14 protein-coding genes are annotated in these 19,573 nt (G+C 64.0%); 4 read left to right on the top strand and 10 right to left on the bottom strand.

Annotation, left to right across the window (positions count from 1 at the left end; genetic code table 11):
• Positions 1–3: 3 nt before the first annotated feature.
• From IEV82_RS00620 to IEV82_RS00575, 10 genes are all read right to left on the bottom strand, one after another.
• Positions 4–1,635, bottom strand: coding sequence for an alpha-D-glucose phosphate-specific phosphoglucomutase (locus tag IEV82_RS00620; protein ID WP_188480011.1), 1,632 nt, complete (start codon positions 1,633–1,635; stop codon positions 4–6).
• Entirely contained in the window at positions 1,632–3,578 is a 1,947-nt protein-coding gene (locus tag IEV82_RS00615) for a 4-alpha-glucanotransferase (protein ID WP_188480010.1), read from the bottom strand. The genes IEV82_RS00620 and IEV82_RS00615 overlap by 4 nt, the downstream gene beginning before the upstream one ends.
• Entirely contained in the window at positions 3,575–5,683 is a 2,109-nt protein-coding gene (gene glgX / locus IEV82_RS00610) for a glycogen debranching protein GlgX (RefSeq protein ID WP_188480009.1), read from the bottom strand. Before glgX ends, IEV82_RS00615 begins: the two co-directional genes overlap by 4 nt.
• Positions 5,683–7,116: a glycogen synthase GlgA gene (gene glgA, locus IEV82_RS00605; RefSeq protein WP_188480008.1), complete on the bottom strand. Its 1,434-nt coding sequence runs from the start codon at positions 7,114–7,116 to the stop codon at positions 5,683–5,685. Before glgA ends, glgX begins: the two co-directional genes overlap by 1 nt.
• Before the next feature lies 1 nt (position 7,117).
• Positions 7,118–8,377: a glucose-1-phosphate adenylyltransferase gene (glgC, locus tag IEV82_RS00600; protein ID WP_188480007.1), complete on the bottom strand. Its 1,260-nt coding sequence runs from the start codon at positions 8,375–8,377 to the stop codon at positions 7,118–7,120.
• Positions 8,378–8,409: 32 nt separating this feature from the next.
• Positions 8,410–10,617 (bottom strand): 1,4-alpha-glucan branching protein GlgB, encoded by a 2,208-nt coding sequence (glgB, locus tag IEV82_RS00595; protein ID WP_188480006.1) that lies wholly within the window; start codon positions 10,615–10,617, stop codon positions 8,410–8,412.
• The gene (locus tag IEV82_RS00590) at positions 10,614–12,974 is read right to left on the bottom strand and encodes a glycogen/starch/alpha-glucan phosphorylase (RefSeq protein ID WP_188480771.1); all 2,361 of its coding nucleotides are present in this window, start codon (positions 12,972–12,974) and stop codon (positions 10,614–10,616) included. The genes glgB and IEV82_RS00590 overlap by 4 nt, the downstream gene beginning before the upstream one ends.
• A gap of 198 nt (positions 12,975–13,172) precedes the next feature.
• The gene (locus IEV82_RS00585; RefSeq protein WP_229747625.1) at positions 13,173–13,874 is read right to left on the bottom strand and encodes a GNAT family N-acetyltransferase; all 702 of its coding nucleotides are present in this window, start codon (positions 13,872–13,874) and stop codon (positions 13,173–13,175) included.
• A complete protein-coding gene (locus tag IEV82_RS00580; RefSeq protein ID WP_188480005.1) occupies positions 13,871–15,259 on the bottom strand; it encodes an aminotransferase family protein in 1,389 nt (462 codons plus the stop codon). The genes IEV82_RS00585 and IEV82_RS00580 overlap by 4 nt, the downstream gene beginning before the upstream one ends.
• 163 nt (positions 15,260–15,422) lie before the next feature.
• Complete coding sequence (locus tag IEV82_RS00575) at positions 15,423–16,307, bottom strand: zinc-ribbon domain-containing protein (protein ID WP_188480004.1); 885 nt, start codon at positions 16,305–16,307, stop codon at positions 15,423–15,425.
• Positions 16,308–16,490: 183 nt separating this feature from the next.
• Here IEV82_RS00575 and IEV82_RS00570 point away from each other — a divergent pair, with 183 nt between their 5' ends.
• The 4 genes from IEV82_RS00570 to IEV82_RS00555 are packed head-to-tail and all read left to right on the top strand — an operon-like array spanning position 16,491 to position 19,396.
• A complete protein-coding gene (locus IEV82_RS00570) occupies positions 16,491–17,168 on the top strand; it encodes a cell division ATP-binding protein FtsE (RefSeq protein ID WP_188480003.1) in 678 nt (225 codons plus the stop codon).
• A 26-nt stretch (positions 17,169–17,194) separates the two neighbouring features.
• Positions 17,195–18,070: a cell division protein FtsX gene (locus IEV82_RS00565; protein ID WP_188480769.1), complete on the top strand. Its 876-nt coding sequence runs from the start codon at positions 17,195–17,197 to the stop codon at positions 18,068–18,070.
• The gene (locus tag IEV82_RS00560; RefSeq protein ID WP_188480002.1) at positions 18,070–18,804 is read left to right on the top strand and encodes a lysophospholipid acyltransferase family protein; all 735 of its coding nucleotides are present in this window, start codon (positions 18,070–18,072) and stop codon (positions 18,802–18,804) included. Before IEV82_RS00565 ends, IEV82_RS00560 begins: the two co-directional genes overlap by 1 nt.
• Positions 18,791–19,396 (top strand): MSMEG_1061 family FMN-dependent PPOX-type flavoprotein, encoded by a 606-nt coding sequence (locus IEV82_RS00555; protein ID WP_188480001.1) that lies wholly within the window; start codon positions 18,791–18,793, stop codon positions 19,394–19,396. Before IEV82_RS00560 ends, IEV82_RS00555 begins: the two co-directional genes overlap by 14 nt.
• Positions 19,397–19,573: the final 177 nt, after the last annotated feature.

The following is a 19,573-nucleotide window of genomic DNA, read 5'->3' as shown; positions in this document are numbered from 1 at the left end:
CGCTCAGGTCATCACATCCGGCGAGGACCGCCCGGTGCGCTCGGTCAATCCGCTGATCTGCGCGGTGGCCACAGCAATGTCGTGCAGCGCCGCCTGTGTCTCGATGTTCAGATCGCCACCCGGTGCCTCGTAGCGCTCGAGATAGACCCGAAGCGTCGCGCCTTCGGTCCCGGTGCCCGACAAGCGCAACACAGCGCGCCCGCCGCCGTCAAAGTTGATGCGAAGGCCCTGGTTGTGGCTCACCGATCCGTCAACCGGGTCGTGATAGGTGAAGGAATCCGCCGACGTGACCGCACAGGCGCCAAAGGATTGCCCGGCCAGATCGCCCAGTTTCGCCGTCAACTCCGCCATCAGCGCATGCGCCGCCGCAGAATCCACCGCCTCGTAATCGTGCCGCGAATAATAATTGCGCCCGTAGGTCTGCCAATGGTCCTGAAGGATGTCCTTCACCGACAGCTTGCGCACCGCCAGGATGTTCAACCAAAGCAACACCGCCCAAAGCCCGTCCTTTTCGCGCACATGGTCGCTGCCCGTGCCTGCGCTTTCCTCGCCGCAGAGCGTCACGCGCCCCGCATCCAGCAGGTTGCCGAAGAACTTCCATCCCGTTGGTGTCTCGAAACACTCCACCCCGTAAGCCTCGGCCACGCGGTCACATGCTCCGCTGGTCGGCATGGAGCGCGCCACACCCGCAATGCCGCGCGCGTAGCCCGGGGCCAGATGCGCGTTGGCCGCCAGCACCGCCAGTGAATCCGAGGGTGTGACGTAAACACCCCGGCCTAGGATCATGTTGCGGTCCCCGTCACCGTCTGACGCAGCCGCGAAATCCGGCCCGTCATCGGACATCACCAGATCGACCAGAGGCTTGGCCCAGATCGGATTGGGGTCTGGGTGACCCTTGCCGAAATCCACCAGCGGCACGCCGTTCATCACGGTGCCCGCAGGCGCGCCCAGACTGTCTTCGAGGATCATCCTCGCATAGGGTCCGGTGACCGCATGCATCGCGTCGAATGTCATCGTGAACCCGCTGGCGAACAAGGCCCGCAACGCGTTGAAGTCGAACAGGTCTTCCATCAGCGCGGCGTAATCGGTCACCGGGTCCACCACCTCGACCACCATGTCGCCCAGCGGGGTCACACCGATCCGGTCAAGGTCGATATCGCCGGTGTCCAGCGTCCTGTAGCTGTGGATCGTCTGGGTCTGCGCAAAGATCGCGTCGGTGATCGTCTCGGGCGCGGGACCGCCATTCGCGATGTTGTATTTCAGTCCGAAATCCTCGTCGACACCGCCGGGATTGTGGCTGGCCGACAGGATCAGCCCGCCATCCGCGCCCCGCAGCCGGATCAGGTGCGACGCGGCCGGGGTCGACAGCAGCCCACCCTGACCGACAATCGCCAGCGCAGCGCCATTGGCCGCAGCCATGCGCAGGATGGTCTGGATCGCCTCAGCGTTGAAGAACCGCCCGTCGCCGCCGATCACCAGCGCCTTGCCCTCGACCCCGTCAATGCCGTTGAAGATCGACTGCACGAAGCATTCAAGATAGCCCGGCTGCATGAACACGCGGGTCTTCTTGCGCAGGCCCGACGTGCCGGGTTTCTGTCCGTCGAACGGGGTGCAGCTTTGGGTCAGGATCGTCATGCCGATGCCTCCTCGGAATGGTCGGTGCTGTTTGGGCGCGCGCCGTGACCGCGCTTCGTGGTCATCACGTCCGCAATATGTCGCAGAACCGGGCTCTGTGCCATCTCTTCGACCGGCACGTTCAGGCGGCGCCGCCAGTTCGGGTGCTCGTTGATGGTGCCGGGCAGGTTCTGCGCCTCCAGTTCGGTGAACACATCGTCCAACTGCACCGACACCAGCGCTGCCGGAGACCCTGCCAACCTGCCATGGACAGCCTCGGCCACCTCGGGGATGCGGGCTGTTGCGGGAATGTCGCATATCTCCCGCAGGCTGGTCCGCTGCCTCGCGCGGTGGCTGTGCCGCGCGGCACGGTCGCCGGAGTTCACCCAGCCGACCCGGTGCCACCATTCGATATCGGTGCCATGCCAGAACCCGTTCAGCGTGGGTGTGTCATGTGTGCCGAAACAGGCAAGGCTGTAGGGTGGCAAGGTGTCGGCGGGCAGGATTTCACCCGTGCCCGTGGTCTCGAATTGCCAGACCGCATAGCTGTAAAGCCCGGACGTGTTCATCGCCTCGCGAAACCCGTCAGGCACCAGCCCAAGGTCTTCGCCCACCACCAGACAGCCCGCGCGATGCGCCTCGATGGTGATGATTGCCAGCAACGCCTCAAGTGGTTGCGTGACATATCCACCCGGACTGCCATCGTCGGGCAGCCAGTAGCTGCGCAAGAGACCCAATGCGTGGTCAATCCGCAACACGCCGCATTTCGCCATCAACCGCCGCAGCATCGACCGCAGCGGGGCATAGCGCGCCTGCGCCAATGGTCCGGGCGCATGGGCGGCCAGCGCCCAGGATTGCCCCTCGGGGCTCAGGTGATCGGGGGGCGCGCCTATGGTGACGCCCCGCGCGATGGTGTCCGCGTTCATCCAGACCTCGGCCCCGTCCGGGCGCGGACCGACCGCAAGGTCAAGGTAGAGGCCAAGGTCCATGCCTGCCCGTGTCGCCGCGCCCTGCGCCGCGTCGATCTGGGTTTCCGACTGATATTGCAGCCAGAGGTGGAACTCCGCCCGTTTGCCCGCCGCCTTGTGCGCCGCCGCTCCGGGGGTTTGCAGCGCTGCGGGCCATGTGCGGAAATCATGGCCATGGATCTCGCTGATCGCCTCGAATTCAGCAAACTGCCGCGTGTCGTCGGAACAGGTGGCGCACCATGCCGCAAAGGCCGCGATGTCGCGCTGCACGTACTGCGCCTCAAGGGCTGCGCGATGCGTCTGGCGGAAGGCGGCATAGTCGATCAGGTCACCGTCGGGCGTCGGTCCAAGCCCGCCTTCGACCGCGATATGGTCGATGTTGAACATGCCCCGATGCGAGGGCGAATAGGGGCTGATGATGTCCTGCATCGCCCATCCAAGCGCGTGTAGCGGATTGACCCCGAGAAACTGCGCACCCGCGCGGCCGAACGTGGCGGCAACCGCGCCCAGATCGGCGTAATTGCCCAAGCCGCCGTTGTTCGCTGACCGCAACCCGTAAAGCGCGCCTGTTGTGCCCCAGCAAGTGTCGGTCCCGGATTTCGACGCCAGATCCGGCGCGCGATGCGGGCGGACCATGACAAAGCTCTGACCGGGATGCGCCCCTGTGCGGTGCAGATCGAAATACCCGACGTCCAAGGGCGGCAGGTCGATCCTGTCGGTGGCCCGGCCTTCGGCGACAACCGCACCACCCTCGTTCAGCAGAGCCCAATCACACCCGCCAGAGACCGGCACCGCGATGGCGTCACCGGCAAAGGCGATCACTTCAGAGGGCGCGTACACGGTCGCAGGATTGTCGACATCCGTTCCGAGCGCCCGCAGCAGCGCGCGCAGCGTCTCGGGGCTGGCCTCGTGCTTCGTGCCATGCAGGTCGAAGAACTCGAGGTAGATACCCTGCGCCCGTGCCAATGCGCGCAGGCTGTCATCGGTGTGGCTCATCCGGTTGACCCGACCCGCAGGACAAAGGCGCTGACCGATTGCGCAGGCACGCGGATGCGCGCGCCGTCGACGGGCGTCGGGTGTTGCGCAGCCTCGGCGGTGTCGATCTCGCGCACCCAGACATCGTGGATTGTGGGCGGCAGCAGCAGGTCGAGGTCGTGATTGCCGCGATTGAAGGCCAAAAGCACCTCGTCCCGTGTCGCCTTGCCCGCCACGCTCTCGGCATTGCCACGCAGGTGCAGGCAGAGGCTCGACAGGCTGTCATTGCTCCAGTTCAGCGGCGTGCCATCAAAGCCGCGCCATTCCACGTCCTTGCGGTGGTCGGTCGGGCGCGTGGCGCCGTGCAGGAAATCCATCTGCCGCAGGATCGGCGTGTCCCGCCGGAATTGCGACAGCGCGGTGGTAAAGGCGATCTGGTCGGGATCGAGCGACGCCCAGTCGATCCATGTGGTGGCATTGTCCTGACAATAGGCGTTGTTGTTGCCGCGCTGGCTGTGCCCGCCTTCGTCGCCTGCAAGCAGCATCGGCGTGCCCTGCGACAGGAACACGGTGGCCAGCATGTTGCGCTGACGCCGCGCGCGCATGTCGCGGCGCGCGGGATCGTCGCTTGGCCCCTCGGTGCCCAGATTGTCGCTGAAATTGACCTTGTGCCCGTCGCGGTTGCCCTCGCCATTGGCCATGTTGTGACGGTGTTCGTATTGCGTCGTGTCGGCCAGGGTGAAGCCGTCATGGGACGCTGCGTAATTGACCGAGGACCAGACCCGCCGTCCGCGTTTGTCGAACAGGTAAGCGGTGCCCAACAACGCCGATCCCAGCTCCTGTGCACCGTGCGTGTCGCCGCGCCAGAACTTGCGTACCGTGTCGCGGTAGCGGTCGTTCCATTCCGCGAACTTGGCCGGGAACCCGCCCAACTGGTAGCCACCGGGGCCGATATCCCACGGCTCCGCGATCAGCTTGACCCCCGCCAGCACCGGATCCTGCCGCAGCGCCGTCATGAACCGCCCGGTCCGGTCGAACCCGGCAGGTTCGCGGCAGAGCGTGGCGGCCAGATCAAACCGGAACCCATCGACCCCCATCGCCTGCACCCAGAAGCGCAGGCTGTCGAGGATCAGGCGAATGACGAACGGATGTGTCGTGTCGAGCGTGTTGCCACAGCCCGTGTCGTTCACATAATAGCGCGGCTGGTCGGCCTGCAGCCGGTAATAGCTGGCATTGTCCAGACCCCGGAACGACAGGGTTGGTCCAAGGTGATCGCCCTCGGCGGAATGGTTGTAGACCACATCCAGAATGACCTCGATGCCGGCGGCGTGAAAGCGATCGACCATCGCGCGAAAGCCGCGCACACCGGCGGGGCCGAAATAGCGTGGCTCGGGGGCAAGGAACCCGATGGTGTTGTAGCCCCAGTAATTCACCAGACCCCGCGCCGTGAGCGCACCTTCGGACCGGATCGCCTGCACCGGCAGCAGTTCAACTGCCGTCACGCCGAGTTTGGTCAGGTGGTCCAGCATGGCGGGCGTGGCCAGCCCCTCATAGGTGCCGCGCAGGTCTTCGGGTACGTCAGGGTGACGCTGCGTCAGGCCTTTGACATGCGCTTCGTAGATCAGCGTGTCGTGCCAGCCGCGCTCCAGCGGCTGCGCATCGAGCGGGAACAGCGCCGGGTCCGACACGACCGACTTGGCCACGAAAGGCGCGCTGTCGCGGCTGTCAAAGGACAGGTCCGCCTCAGGGGCGGAATTCAGATAGCCGAAGGTGGCGGTGTGATCGGTGAAACTGCCGTGAAATTCGCGCGTATAGGGGTCGATCAACAGCTTGTTTCGGTTGAAGCGATGCCCGGCCTCGGGCGTGTAGGGACCCGACGCACGGTAGCCATACAGCGTGCCGGGTTGCACGCCCGGCAAATAGCCATGCCACACCGCGCCAGTGCGTTCGGGCAGCGACAGGCGCATCTCCTCGCGCGTGCCGTCCGGCGAAAACAGGCACAGGAACACCTGTTCGGCATGTTCCGAGAAGACCGCGAAATTGGTCCCGCCGCCGTCGAAATGCGCCCCCAACCGCGACGGGGAGCCGGGCTCAAGCTGTGTGGAAACGGTGGCGTGATAGGTCATCAGGCAAGATCGGCATAAAGGTCACGATAGGCTTTGGCAGAGCTGTCCCAGCTCACCGGATGACGCATAGCCGCCCGCTGCATGGATTGCCACAGTTTCGGGTCGGCATAGGCCGCGATCACGCGGTCGATCACCTGCTCCAGACCCGGTGTCGTCACATCGGTGAAGACAAAGCCGGTGGCCGCCTTGGCGATCAGCGCGGCGACATTGGCGTCGATCACCGTGTCGGCCAGCCCGCCGGTGCGGGCAACGACGGGCAGGGTGCCATAGCGCAGGCCGTAAAGCTGGGTCAGGCCGCAAGGCTCGAACCGCGACGGGATCAGGATGGCGTCGCTTCCGGCCTGAAACAGATGCGACAGCCGCTCGTCATAGCCGATATGGGTGGCCACCTGACCGGGATGGGCCTGTGCAGCATCGCGGAATCCCTGTTCCAGCTCGGGCTGCCCGCTGCCCAGCACCGCCAATTGCGCGCCGTGCTCCACCAGATGTGGCACCGCGCCCAGAACCGCGTCGAGCCCCTTCTGGCTGGTCAGGCGGCTGACCACGCAGAAAAGCGGACCCGCGCTGCCGGTCTCCAGACCCAACTGTTCACTCAGCGCGATACGGTTCGCCGCCTTGCGCTTCAGGCTCTTTGCGTCATAGGGCTCGGCCAGCGTGATGTCTTCCGCAGGGTTCCAGGCGTCGGTGTCGATTCCGTTCAACACGCCGCTCAGCACGGGGGCACGGGCCTGCAGCACGCCCTCAAGCCCCATGCCGAACTCGGGCGTCAGGATTTCGCGCGCATAGGTCGGGCTGACCGTGGTGATCCGGTCCGAGAATATCAGCCCGCCCTTGAGAAAGCTCAGATCGCCGTGAAACTCCAGCCCCTCGGGATGAAACCAGTCGGTCTTGAGGTGCAGCCTGTCCAGAACCTGTGGGCCGAAGCGCCCCTGAAAGGCGATGTTGTGGATGGTGATGATGGATCGCGGCGTGTCTCGCCCTGCCATGCGCAGGTAGACAGGTGACAGCGCCGCCTGCCAGTCATGCGCGTGCAGCACGTCCGGCTGGTATTTCTCGATCGCCCCCATCGCGATGCGCGCCCCCGCCATCGACAGGGCGCCGAAGCGCAGGTGGTTGTCGGGCCAGTCGGTGCCGCTCTCGTCGACATAAAGCCCGCCGGGACGGTCGAACAGCTGCGGCGCGTCCAGAAGCAGCAGGGTCATACCTTGTGCCGTGACCTTGACGATGCGACCGGGTCCGCCCGGCAGATCGTCGAACCGGGTAACCTCGGTCCCTTCGGGCAGCAGCGGAAAAAGCGGCGGATAAGCGGGCAACACCACCTGTGCGTCCACATCCACCCGCGCCAATGCAGCGGGCAAAGCGCCCACCACATCCGCGAGGCCCCCCGTTTTCACGAAGGGCGCACATTCCGAGGCGACCATCAGGACCTTCATGTCACCTCCCCAGCTTGTCGATCATGGCTTGCGTGATCAGGCAGATGCCGCTCTCGGTGCGGCGGAACCTCTTGGCGTCTTCCTTGGGATCTTCGCCCACGATCAGACCCGGCGGGATCTTCACCCCCCGGTCCAGCACCACGTTCTTGAGATAGGCGCGGCGGCCCACTTCGGCATAGGGCAGGGCCACCGCCCCTTCGAGTTGGGAAAACGAATGCGTCTTGACCCCGGTGAAGAGCAGGCAGCGATAGAGTGACGAGCCCGAGATGATGCAGCCCCCCGATACCATCGACGACACCGCCTGTCCGCGACGACCTTCCTCGTTGTGGATGAATTTCGCGGGCGGTGTGAGTTCCGAATAGGTCCAGATCGGCCAGTCGGTCGCGTAGATGTCGAGCGCCGGTTCGAAATCGGTCAGGTCGATATTGGCCTGCCAATAGGCGTCGATGGTGCCCACGTCGCGCCAGTAGGGCTCGGTCTCGAGCCCCGACATGACGCAGGACCGGCTGAACGGATGCGCGCGAGCACCGCCCTCCGCCACGATGGCAGGGATGATATCCTTGCCGAAATCGTTTTCCGACGCCGGGTTCTCGGCGTCCTTTTCGAGGATCTCATAGAGGTATTCCGCCTCGAACACGTAAATCCCCATGCTGGCGAGCGACTTGGTCTCATCGCCGGGCATCGCGGGGGGATCGGCGGGTTTTTCGACGAAATCGAGGATCTTGTCGCTGTCGTCCACATGCATCACGCCAAAGCCCTTGGCCTCTTCGCGTGGCACGGCGATGCAGCCCACCGTGACCTTGGCGCCGGACCGGACATGGTCCTCGATCATCAGGGAATAGTCCTGCTTGTAGATGTGATCGCCCGCAAGGATCAGCACGTATTTCGGACCGTATCCGCGAATGACCGAGATGTTCTGGGTCACGGCATCTGCGGTGCCCTTGTACCAGTTGTCCTCGTTGACCTGCTGCGAGGCGGGCAGGATATCGAGCGACTCGTTGCGTTCGGCGCGAAAGAAGCTCCAGCCGCGCTGCATGTGACGGATCAGGCTGTGCGCCTTGTACTGTGTGGCCACGCCGATGCGCCGGATGCCGGAATTGACGGCATTGGACAGGGCAAAGTCGATGATCCGGGTCTTGCCGCCGAAATAAACGGCGGGTTTTGCGCGGATGTCGGTCATTTCCTTGAGGCGGCTCCCCCGACCGCCTGCAAGAATGAACGCCATGGATTGCTGCGCCAGGCTGAACCTGTCTTCCCTCATGTCTTTCCTCCCCCTGTGTGTCATGTCCCTGTTCAGTCAGTCGCGAGTTGAAAGAACACGGTCGCCAGTGGCGGCACGGTGATCTCGATGGACCAGGCACAGCCATGCATCGAGATGTCCTGCGCCTCTGCGCCTTGCGCGTTGCCCGTGTCGGTCCCTCCGTAAAGCGCTGCATCCGAATTGAGCCGTTCGGCCCAGTGCCCCTTGTGCGGCACACCGATGCGGTAATTGGTGCGCGGCACGGGGGTGAAGTTCGCCACCACCAGAACGGGGGCATCGCCTTCGGTCCCGTAGCGCATCCACGAAAACACCGAATCCGCCGCATTGCCGCCGTCGATCCAGCGAAACCCGTCCTCGCTGCTGTCCTTGCGATAAAGCGCAGGTGTCGCGCGGTAGAGCGTGTTCAGATCGCGCACCAGCCGTTGCATCCCCTGATGCGGGGGATGGTCCAGCAGGTGCCAATCCAGACTGGTTTCGTTGTTCCATTCCTGCGCTTGCGCAAACTCGCAGCCCATGAACAACAGCTTCTTGCCGGGATGGCCCCACATGAACCCGTAATAGGCCCGCAGGTTGGCAAAGCGCTGCCAGTCGTCGCCCGGCATCTTGCCCAGCATCGACCCTTTGCCATGCACCACCTCGTCATGGCTGATCGGCAGGATGAAGTTTTCCGAGAACGCGTAGTGCAGCCCGAAGGTCATCTTGTCGTGATGGTATTTCCGGTTGATCGGGTCTTCGGCCATGTAGCGCAGGGTGTCGTTCATCCACCCCATGTTCCACTTGAAGCCGAACCCAAGCCCGCCCGTGCTGGTCGGCGCGCTGACGCCCGGAAAGGCGGTGCTTTCCTCGGCTGCGGTCAGGATGCTGTCATCGGCGGCATAGACCAGTTCGTTCATGCGTTGCAGGAATGCGATGGCTTCAAGGTTCTCGCGCCCTCCCTGGCTGTTGGGCACCCATTCGCCCTCTTTGCGGGAATAATCGCGGTAGAGCATAGAGGCCACGGCATCCACGCGCAGCCCGTCGATATGGTATTCCTCGAACCAGAATTTCGCGTTTGCAATCAGGAAGTTCTGCACTTCCGTGCGGCCGTAGTTGTAGACCAGCGTGTTCCAGTCGGGATGGAACCCTTCCTTGGGGTCGGCATGCTCGTAGAGCGGAGAGCCATCGAACCGGCCCAAGCCGTGCGCATCCGACGGGAAATGCCCCGGCACCCAGTCGATTATCAGACCAAGGCCCGCCGCGTGGCAGGCATCGACAAAGGCGCGAAACTCCTGTGGCGTGCCAAAGCGCGAGGTGGGCGCAAACAGGCCCACGGGCTGATAGCCCCACGACCCGCCGAACGGGTATTCCGACACCGGCGTCAACTCGATATGGGTGAACCCCATGTCGCGGGCGTAGTCCACCAGCATCGACGCATGTTCAAGATAGGTCAGCGATCGGTTGCCCTCTTCGGGCACGCGCCGCCAGCTTTCCAGATGCACCTCGTAGATCGAGATCGGCTGGTCGAACGTCTGCTTGGCACCGCGCTGTTGCAGCCACCCGGCATCGGCCCAGTCATAGCCGCGCAGGTCACGCACCACAGAGGCGGTCGCAGGCGGCAGTTCCGCGCCAAAGCCCACCGGATCAGCCTTGAGCGGCAGCACATTGCCTGCACCGTCGATCAGTTCGTACTTGTAGACCGTGCCGTCCCCAAGGCCGGGCAGGAAAATCTCGTGCACCCCGGTGGCACCGCGCCTGCGCATCACGTGGCGGCGACCGTCCCAGCCGTTGAAATCGCCCACGACAGATACGCGCAGCGCATTGGGTGCCCAGACAGCGAAATGGGTGCCCTCGGTGCCCTCATGTGTGCAGACATGCGCACCAAGGGCATCCCAAAGCTGGTTATGTGTGCCTTCGCCCAGAAGATATTCGTCCAGATCGCCCAGTTTCGGGCCGAACGCATAAGCGTCCTGTTCGTCCCAGACATCGGCGCCCCGTGTCATCCTCAGCAGGTAGGGGAATCGCTTTTTCCGGCGCGGGATGACCCCGGCGAAGAGCCCGTCGCCTACGGGATCAAGCGTCACCAAAGTCCGCTCAGTCTTGGCGTCGATCACCTCCACGCCGTCCGCTTCGGGACGCATCGCCCGCAGCACCAGTGCGCCATCCACCTCGTGCAGGCCCAGCACTGCAAACGGATCGCCATGCCGCCCCTGTGCGATGGTCTGCGCTGTACTCGCGTCGATCAGGGGCGTCACATCCGTCATGCCGAGAGCACGCTCTTCGCGCCCCAGATGTCATGTGCATATCCCTTGATCGTGCGATCCGAGGAGAACCACCCCATGCTGGCGGTGTTGACAAGCGCCATCGCCGCCCAGTTCTCCGGGGTCTGGTAGACCATGTCGGCGCGACGCTGCGTGTCGAAATAGCTGTCGAAATCACAGGTCACAAGGAAATAATCGTGATCATAAAGCATCCCCACAAGCCCATGATAGCGGCTTGGGTCCTGCGGTGCAAAACGTCCTTCGGCAATCTGGCCCAGAACCCGTTGCAGACGCGGGCTGGCCTCGATCGCGGCGCGGGAATAGCCGTGATGCGTGCGGCGCTCCATCACCTCCTGCGCGGTCAGGCCGAAGAGGAAAAAGTTCTCGGTCCCGACATGATCGCGGATTTCCACGTTCGCACCGTCCAGCGTGCCGATGGTCAGCGCGCCGTTCAGGGCGAATTTCATGTTGCCGGTGCCCGAGGCCTCTTTGCCCGCGGTCGAGATCTGTTCCGACAGGTCCGCCGCAGGGATCAGCCGTTCGGCCATGGTGACGTTGTAATTCGGCGGGTAGACGATCTTGAGCCTGTCGCCCGTGACCGGATCGGCATTGATCACCTGCGCCACGTCGTTGATCAGGCGGATGATGTCCTTGGCCACGAAGTAGCCTGGAGCCGCCTTGCCACCGAAGATCTTGATGCGCGGGGTCCAATCTGCGTTCGGATTGTCGCGCATCTCGTTCCACAGCGCGACGGTTTCGAGCAGGTTCATCAACTGGCGCTTGTATTCGTGGATGCGCTTGATCTGCACGTCGAACATCGCGTCGGGGTCGAGCGCGACGCCCATTGTCTGACCGATCCAGTTCGACAGGTTGACCTTGTTCTCGCGCTTGGACGCCATGAACGCGTCGATGAAGGCCGCATCGTCACGCTTGTCCTTGAGCGCGGTCAATTGTTCCAGATCGGTGACCCAGCCTTCGCCGATCGCGTCGGTGATCAGGTGGCGCAGCGACGGGTTGCAGCCATAGAGCCAGCGGCGCGGTGTGATGCCGTTGGTCTGGTTGATGATCCGGTCCGGGTGAATGCGGTGCAGATCGGCAAAGACCGTCTGTTTCACCAGTTCGGTGTGCAGTGCCGACACTCCGTTGACCTTGTGGGCCATGATGAAGGCCAATTCCCCCATGCGCACATCGCCATGATCCAGAATGCGCGGGCTGTCTGGAAACTCGGTCTGGTGCGCGTGCTCGATGGCGCGGATGATCTCGAGGTGACGCGGCAGGGTGCGGCCCATCAGGTGCTCGCTCCAGCGCTCCAGCGCCTCGGGCAGCAGCGTGTGGTTGGTGTAGGCCAGGCAGCGACGGGTCAGCGGGATCGCCTCGTCCATTGGCAGGCCGTGCTCATCCACCAGAATGCGCACCAGTTCCGGACCGGCGATGGCCGGGTGCGTGTCGTTCAGCTGGATCGCCACATAGTCGGGCAGATCGCGGATGTCGTCGTGATCGGCCAGATAGCGGCGCAGCAGGTCCATGATCGACGCGGCGGTAAAGAAATATTCCTGCTTGAGGCGCAGTTCCTTGCCGCTTTCGGTGGTGTCGTCGGGATACAGCACCCGGCTGATCGTGCGCGCCAGCGCCTCGGACCGACCTGCGGCAAGGTAATCGCCCCGGTTGAAGCTTTCGAGATCGAAATCCTTGGACGGCTCCGCCGACCACAGCCGCAGCGTGTTGCCCCAGTCGCCGTTCCAGCCCACCACGGGCGTGTCATGCGCGGTGGCCATGACCACCTCGCCGGGGTGCCAACGTGCGCTGCCGTCGCGGTGTTCGACATGACCGCCAAAGCCGATGCGATACCGCGCCTCCGGGCGCTCGAATTCCCACGCATGGCGCTGGGTCAGCCATGTTTCCGGCTTTTCGACCTGCTGCCCCTGCGCAAAGCTCTGCTCGAACAGCCCGTGCTCATAGCGGATGCCGTAGCCGAAGGCGGGAATGCCCAGCGTGGCCAGCGAATCCATGAAGCACGCAGCCAGCCGCCCCAGCCCGCCATTGCCCAACGCGGCGTCGGGTTCGTCATGCACGATGGTATCGTAATCCTGCCCCAGTTCGGCGATCGCGGTCTTGACCGTGTCCTCCATGCGCAGGTTCGCGATCATGTCCTCGATCAGCCGCCCGATCAGGAACTCCATCGACAGGTAATAGACCCTCTTGGGTGAAGCGGCATAGGTTTCCCGGGTCGACCTGAACCACGTTTCGACCATCTGATCCCGCAGGACCAGGGACAGCGCGATGCGCCAGTCATAGGTCGAGGCGTTCTCGGCGTCCTTGCCCAGAGAGTATTTCAGACGGTTCAGAATATCGGTTTTCATGGTCATCCAGGGGTGTTCCAAAATCGTGCACAAGTTTTCGGTAGCGCTAACATGATCTCTTGATAGTGCATTCCTCGAAAAACACCATTGCACATATTGCAGGTGTGTTTGCCGTTTTCTGCAGGAATTGACCCCGTGGCAACAGCCCCGCTTGGTGTCGCCTCATTTCGGTGCAGATCGGTTGGCAGGCAGGCGCGGTCAGAGCGCGGATTTCTGCATCCCGTGGGCGTCGAAATTGTCGGGCGACAGCCACCGCACGAACCGCTGCTTCAGCGCGGGCCACTCACCGTCGAGGATCGAGAACCACGCAGTGTCGCGGTTTCGGCCCTTGTAGTGGGTCGCCTGCCGGAACGTGCCTTCATAGGTGAAGCCCAGCCGCAGCGCTGCCTTGCGCGACGGCGCGTTCAGCGCATCGCATTTCCATTCATAGCGTCGATAGCCCAGGTCCTCAAAGGCGCGCTGCATCATCAGGAACTGAAACTCGGTCGCAGCACGGGTGCGTTGCAGAGCTGGAGACAGGGTGATGAACCCGACCTCGATGCTGGCACTGGCAGGTGTGATCCGCAGGTAGCTGGCATGACCCAGCGCGCGCCCGTTCACGAGGATGGCGTGCATCAGCGGATCATCCCATGTGACGGCTTGATCGACCCATGCGCGGAAATCGGCGGGATCGTGGTAGGGGCCGTTGGGAAGATACGTCCAGATGTGATCCTCGTGATCCGCGCGGAACGCCGAATACAGATCATCCGCATGGTCCGGCGATAACGGCACCACGGAACAATAACGCCCCACCATGTCGGTGCGCGGGGGCACCGGGCGGGGTGATGTATCGGCAAGGGGCAAACCGATGGGTTGGCCCAGCGCATTCAAGCGCTGGCCCGTGATCAGGGGATCACTCACGCAAATTCGCGGCCCAGGGCTTCGTCGACCGAGGCGATGATCTGGTCGATGTCGTCCTTGGTGGCGATCAGTGCGGGGCTGAAGCAGAGCGTGTTGTTGTAGCCCGGCAACGAGCGGTTGGTGGCCCCGATGATGATACCCTGCTGCATGCAGTCGGCCACCACCTTCTGGACCCGCTTTTCCGCCATCGGCTTGCGGGTTTCGCGGTCCTCGACCAGTTCGGCGCCCAGGAACAGGCCCTTGCCGCGCACATTGCCGATGACCGCATGCTTGTCTGCCAAAGCGTGAAGCTGGTCGAGCATGTAGTGGCCGATTTCGGTCGTGTTCTCGAGCAGGCCTTCGTCTTCGATGATCCGCATGTTTTCCAGCGCCGCTGCCGGGCCGGCCGTACAGCCACCAAAGGTCGAGATGTCGCGGAAATAGTTCATCGGATCATCCGCATTGTCCTTGAACATCGAGAACACGTCCTCGGTGGTCACAAGGCAGGCAATCGCGGCATAGCCAGAGGCGACACCCTTGGCCATCGTCACCATGTCAGGCTGCACGCCGTAATGCTGATAGCCGAACCAAGTGCCGGTGCGGCCCACGCCGCAGACCACTTCGTCGATATGCAGCAGGATGTCGTACTTGCGGCAAATCTCCTGCACGCGGTCCCAGTAGCCCTGCGGCGGGGTGATCACGCCACCACCTGCAGTCACCGGCTCGAGGCACAGGCCGCCGACGGTGTCCGGGCCTTCGCGCAGGATCACCTGTTCGATCTGGTCCGCGGCCCATTCGCCGTAATTCTCGGTCGGTGCGCCCTGATCGCCCGCGCGGTACTCAAGGCAATGCGGCACACGCACGAAACCGGGCGTGAACGGCCCGTACTGCGCGTTGCGCTCGTCCTGACCGCCCGCCGACAGGCAGCCGATGGTCGTGCCGTGGTAATCGCGGTCGCGGTAAAGGATCTTGTGCTTGGTGCCGCCATAGCGCTTGTGCGCGATCTGGCGGATCATCTTGAAGGCTTTCTCGTTCGCCTCGGACCCGGAGTTCGTATAGTAGACGCGGGTCATGCCCGGCATCTTCGAGATCAGCTTTTCCGAAAACAGTGCACCGGGGATCGACCCGGCGGACCCGGCAAAGTAGTTCAGCTTGATCAGCTGGTCATAGACCGCCTTGGCGATGCTTTCACGGCCGTAGCCCACGTTCACAGTCCAGACACCGCCCGACACGGCATCAAGGTGCTCCTTGCCCTTCTGGTCCCAGACCCGCATGCCCTTGCCCTCGACGATGATCCGGGGATCGTTGGTCTCGAACGGCTTGTGCTGGATCAGGTGGTGCCAGACATGGGCGCGATCGGCTTCGACCACGTGGCTCAGGTCGTTCTTGGTCAATGTACCGTCCATGGTCGTCACCTCCGTTTGAGAATCACAATGGGCCGGATGCGAATGTCGCTCTGGCAGGTCCATTCTGATCGGAACAGAAATCCGGCGTTAGGGCCAGACCGTTTGCACAGATAGGTCCAAATCCGCTGGGCCGTCATGGCAGCCTGCCATATCTTTCAGCGTCTTACGACCCGTCCGTGGCGGGTGCGTCTGCCGGAGCCTCTGCGGGCGCATCCACCGAAGCGCCGTTGATCAGGCTCATGAGCGTTGCGATCTGCGTATCGAGCCATGCCCGACCCTGGTCGACCATCGCCACGTAGCTGTCCAGCGGCACCTTCACCTGCGGCACGGACTCGGACAATTGCGGCGCGTAGATGTAAAGTGCGGCTGCCACGGCAAAAAGCAGGATCGTGTAGATGAAACCGCGCCGAAACCCGCCGGTCGGTTCGTCATCGTCTTCAAGATCGGCCTGCACGCTGCGCATTTCGCGCCGTTCGTTCGACGCGCGGAGGGTCTGGTTGATTTCTTCCACGTCGGGCAGCATGTCGCGCCGCGATTTCGGACGCTGCGTCACGGCAGCGCTGGCTGCGGCAGCCGCGGCGGCCTCGGTGTCTTCGCCGCGCAGCTTGCGCATGCGCTCCTGCGCCTGACGCGCGCGCTTGGCGGCTTCGTCTTCGGGTTCCTGAAGGCCAAGATCGGGCTGTTCCTCGATCCCGCCTGCATTGGCACGGCGGGCGCGGGCCTCGATATCGGCCTCCTCGCGCAGGATGTCGGCAATCGAGGGATCAAGCTCGCGGCGCTTGGGTGAGTTTGGCGGGGTGGAACTGCCGGGAGTGGCGTCCTGGTTGATCGACGGGCGATCGGCAATGTCGGCGTCCACCTCCGGATGCCAGACCGCATCCTTGGGGGCCTTTGCCTCGGCTTCGATCGCTTCGGGAGAGGCGCTGAGGTCAGGGGCCTGGAACCAGGTGTTGCCGCAATTGGAGCACTGCACATCCCGGCCATCCTCGGGGATGACATCATCCGGGACCTCGTACTGCGCCCCGCAACTTGGACATTTCAGCCGCATTTGCCCGTTGCCCCCAACTCAGCTGGCCGCGATTTTGCGCCCAACCCCCGTGTACCTTGTTGAAAAGGCACAATAGGCGCGCCTAACCGCATGTAAATGCCTATTGTGGCCACACCGGCGCATTGAAACCCGCACGATGCTCAGGCACAACAACGCCTAACAAGGGGCAGGGACAAGACCGCCGTGATCGAGTTGGAAAATGTGGCCTACAGTTACGGCGGCGGAGAACTGTTGACGGACATGACCCTGAACGTCGCGCCGGGGTCGTTTCACTTCCTCACCGGACCGTCCGGGTCGGGCAAGACCACCTTTCTCAAACTGTGCTACGGCGCGCTTCAGGCCACTGCCGGCCACGTCCGCCTGTTCGACCGTGACGTGCGCGGGCTGAGCCGGGATGACGTCGCGATCCTGCGCCGCAAGATCGGTGTCGTGCATCAGGACTGCCAGTTTCTCGACCATCTGCCGGTGACCGAAAACGTGGCCCTGCCGCTGGCGGTGTCGGGGCAGGAGCCGGATGCGGCGGATGCCAATCTCAGGGAATTGCTGGCCTGGGTCGGGCTGTCCGCGCGCGCCAATGCGCTGCCTCCCGAGTTGTCGGGCGGGGAACGCCAGCGCGCCGCGCTGGCCCGTGCGGTGATCATGTCGCCGGATGTGATCCTCGCCGATGAGCCCACGGGCAATATCGACTGGGAGATGTCGCAACGCCTTCTGACGCTGCTCGTGGAACTGAACCGCATGGGCAAGACCATCCTGATCGCCACCCATGATCTGGGCCTGATCCGCGCCGCCAAGGCGCAGGTTCAGACGCGCGTGCTGCGGATCTCGAACCGGCGGCTTCAGATGGCGGGGGCGGACCTGTGAAGTTCGATCTGCGGGCCGCAGCACGGATGCTGCAATTCGACGAACGCGCGGATCGCGTCGTTCCTCCCACCGGCTTTACCGCGCGTCTGACGCTGTTCAGCGCCTTCGCGATGTCCTTCCTCGCGGTCTTTGCGCTGGCGCTGTCGCTGGCTGCGGGACGCGTGGCGGATCGCTGGGGCAACGAGCTGGCGCAAGCCTCGACCCTGCGCATCTCGGCCCCGGCAGGAGAGGTCGCCACCCAGACCGAAGCGGCGCTGCGCGTGCTGCGCACCACGCCCGGGATTGTCGATGCCCGCGCGCTCACGCCCGAAGAACAGCGTGACCTGCTGATCCCGTGGCTGGGCGCGGACCTGCCCATCGACGATCTGCCGCTGCCGCAACTCATCGACATCCTGGAGACCGACACGGGCTATGATGCCGCCGGGCTGCGCCTGCGGCTTGCCGCCGAGGCGCCTGCCGCCGTGCTGGACGATCATGCCCGCTGGCGGCGTCCGCTGATCGACGCGGCATCGCGCCTGCGTTTGTTGGGCTGGGCGTCGATCCTGCTCATCGCGACGGCCACAGCCGCTATGGTCACGCTGGCCGCCAATGCCGCCCTTGCCGCCAATGCGCAGGTGATCGCCGTGCTGCGGCTGGTCGGGGCCAAGGACACCTATATCGCCAGCGCCTTTGTCCGGCGCTTTGCCCTGCGCGCCCTGACCGGGGCGGCCTTTGGCACGCTGACCGGCATCATCGCGCTGGTTCTTGTGCCCTCGGGCAATGACACCGCAGGGGTGCTGACCGATCTGAGCATCCAGGGCATCGGCTGGGTCTGGGTCATCCTGATCCCGCCGCTGTCAGGGCTGGTCGCGTTTGTCGCCACGCGCTATGCGGCGCGGCGCGTTTTGGAGGAACTGGCCTGATGGCATATGCAATCCAGTGGGTGCGGTCGCTGCTGTTCATCATCGCGGTCTACCTGTCCATCGCGGTGATCGGCCTCGGGTTGTTTCCATGGGCCCTGGTGTCGCGCCGGGGGGCGCGGGCGGGCTGCATGAACGTGTCGCGCTTCGTGCGTTGGGCCGCGCCGTGGATGATCGGTCTCAAGACCGAGATCCGGGGCACGCCGCCCGATTACGAATGTATCGTCGCCGCAAAGCACCAGAGCTTTCTGGACGTGTTCATGGTGTTCTCGGCGCTGCCGGCGGGCAAGTTCATCATGAAACGCCTTCTGATGTACGCGCCCATCGTCGGGCAATACGGGCTGAGGATCGGATGCATTCCGGTCGACCGGGGCAAGCGCGGTGCCGCGATCAAGCAGATGGTCGAAGCGGTGCATGAGGGCAAAGCCACGGCGGGGCAGTTGATCATCTATCCGCAGGGCACGCGGATCGCGCCGGGCGTCAAGGTGCCCTACAAGGTTGGCACTGCGGTTCTGTACGAACAGCTTGGCCAGCCCTGCGTGCCGGTGGCGGCCAATGTCGGGCTGTTCTGGCCCAAGCGCGGCATCTACCGCAAACCGGGCACGGCGGTTGTCGAATTCCTCGAACCGATCCCGCCGGGACTGCCGCGACACGAGTTCCTGAAACTGCTGGAAACGCGGATCGAAACCGCGTCTGACCGGCTGAACGCGGAGGCGGGATTCCATGCGCCGAATTGAGACCATCACGGATCTGGAGGCGCTCTATGGCGCACCGGTGCCCGCATCGCTGACCAAGGTCGCGGACCATCTGACCCCCAGCTATCGCCGCTGGGTCGAGGCGGCGCGGTTCTGCGTGATCTCGACGGCCGGACCCCACGGCACCCATGGCACGCCGCGCGGGGACATCGAGCCGGTGGTTCGGGTGTCGGACCCGCGCACGATCCTGATGCCGGACTGGCAGGGCAACAACCGGCTCGATGCGCTGCGTGACCTGATCGAGGACCCGCGCATCGCGTTCCTGTTCATGATCCCCGGCACAAAGACCACCGTGCGGGTCAATGGCCGGGCGTGGATCACCGACGATGCCGATCTGCGTGAGACGTTCCGCAAAAAGACCATGCTGCCCGCGACCGTGATCGTGACCGAGGTGGCCGAGGTCTATACCCAATGCGCCAAGGCGCTGATGCGGTCGGGGCTATGGGACGGCGCGCCTCTGCCCGAAGGATTGCCGACTGTGGGCGAGATCATGGCCGATGTAAGTGACGGGGCGCTGGGCGGTCCGGAGTATGACGCGAATTACGAGGCGAACGCGATCCCGCGCATGTGGTGAGGTGACCGCACGGTTGATTGGCAAAACCTTAACGCGTGGACGGCAATTTGCGCCCACGTTGCGCAACGAGCGGAGAGGGTCACTCCCACACCGCGATCTGAAGATGGTTTTTTCGTTCAGGTGGTGACACACCGACCTTGAGAAACCGGTTTCACAGGCCCCGAACGGGGTACAGGT

This window comes from Marivita lacus, assembly GCF_014637725.1.
Taxonomy (GTDB): Bacteria; Pseudomonadota; Alphaproteobacteria; order Rhodobacterales; family Rhodobacteraceae; genus Marivita; species Marivita lacus.
Note: the sequence above shows the minus strand (reverse complement) of the source record. Positions and strands in the feature narration are given on the sequence as shown.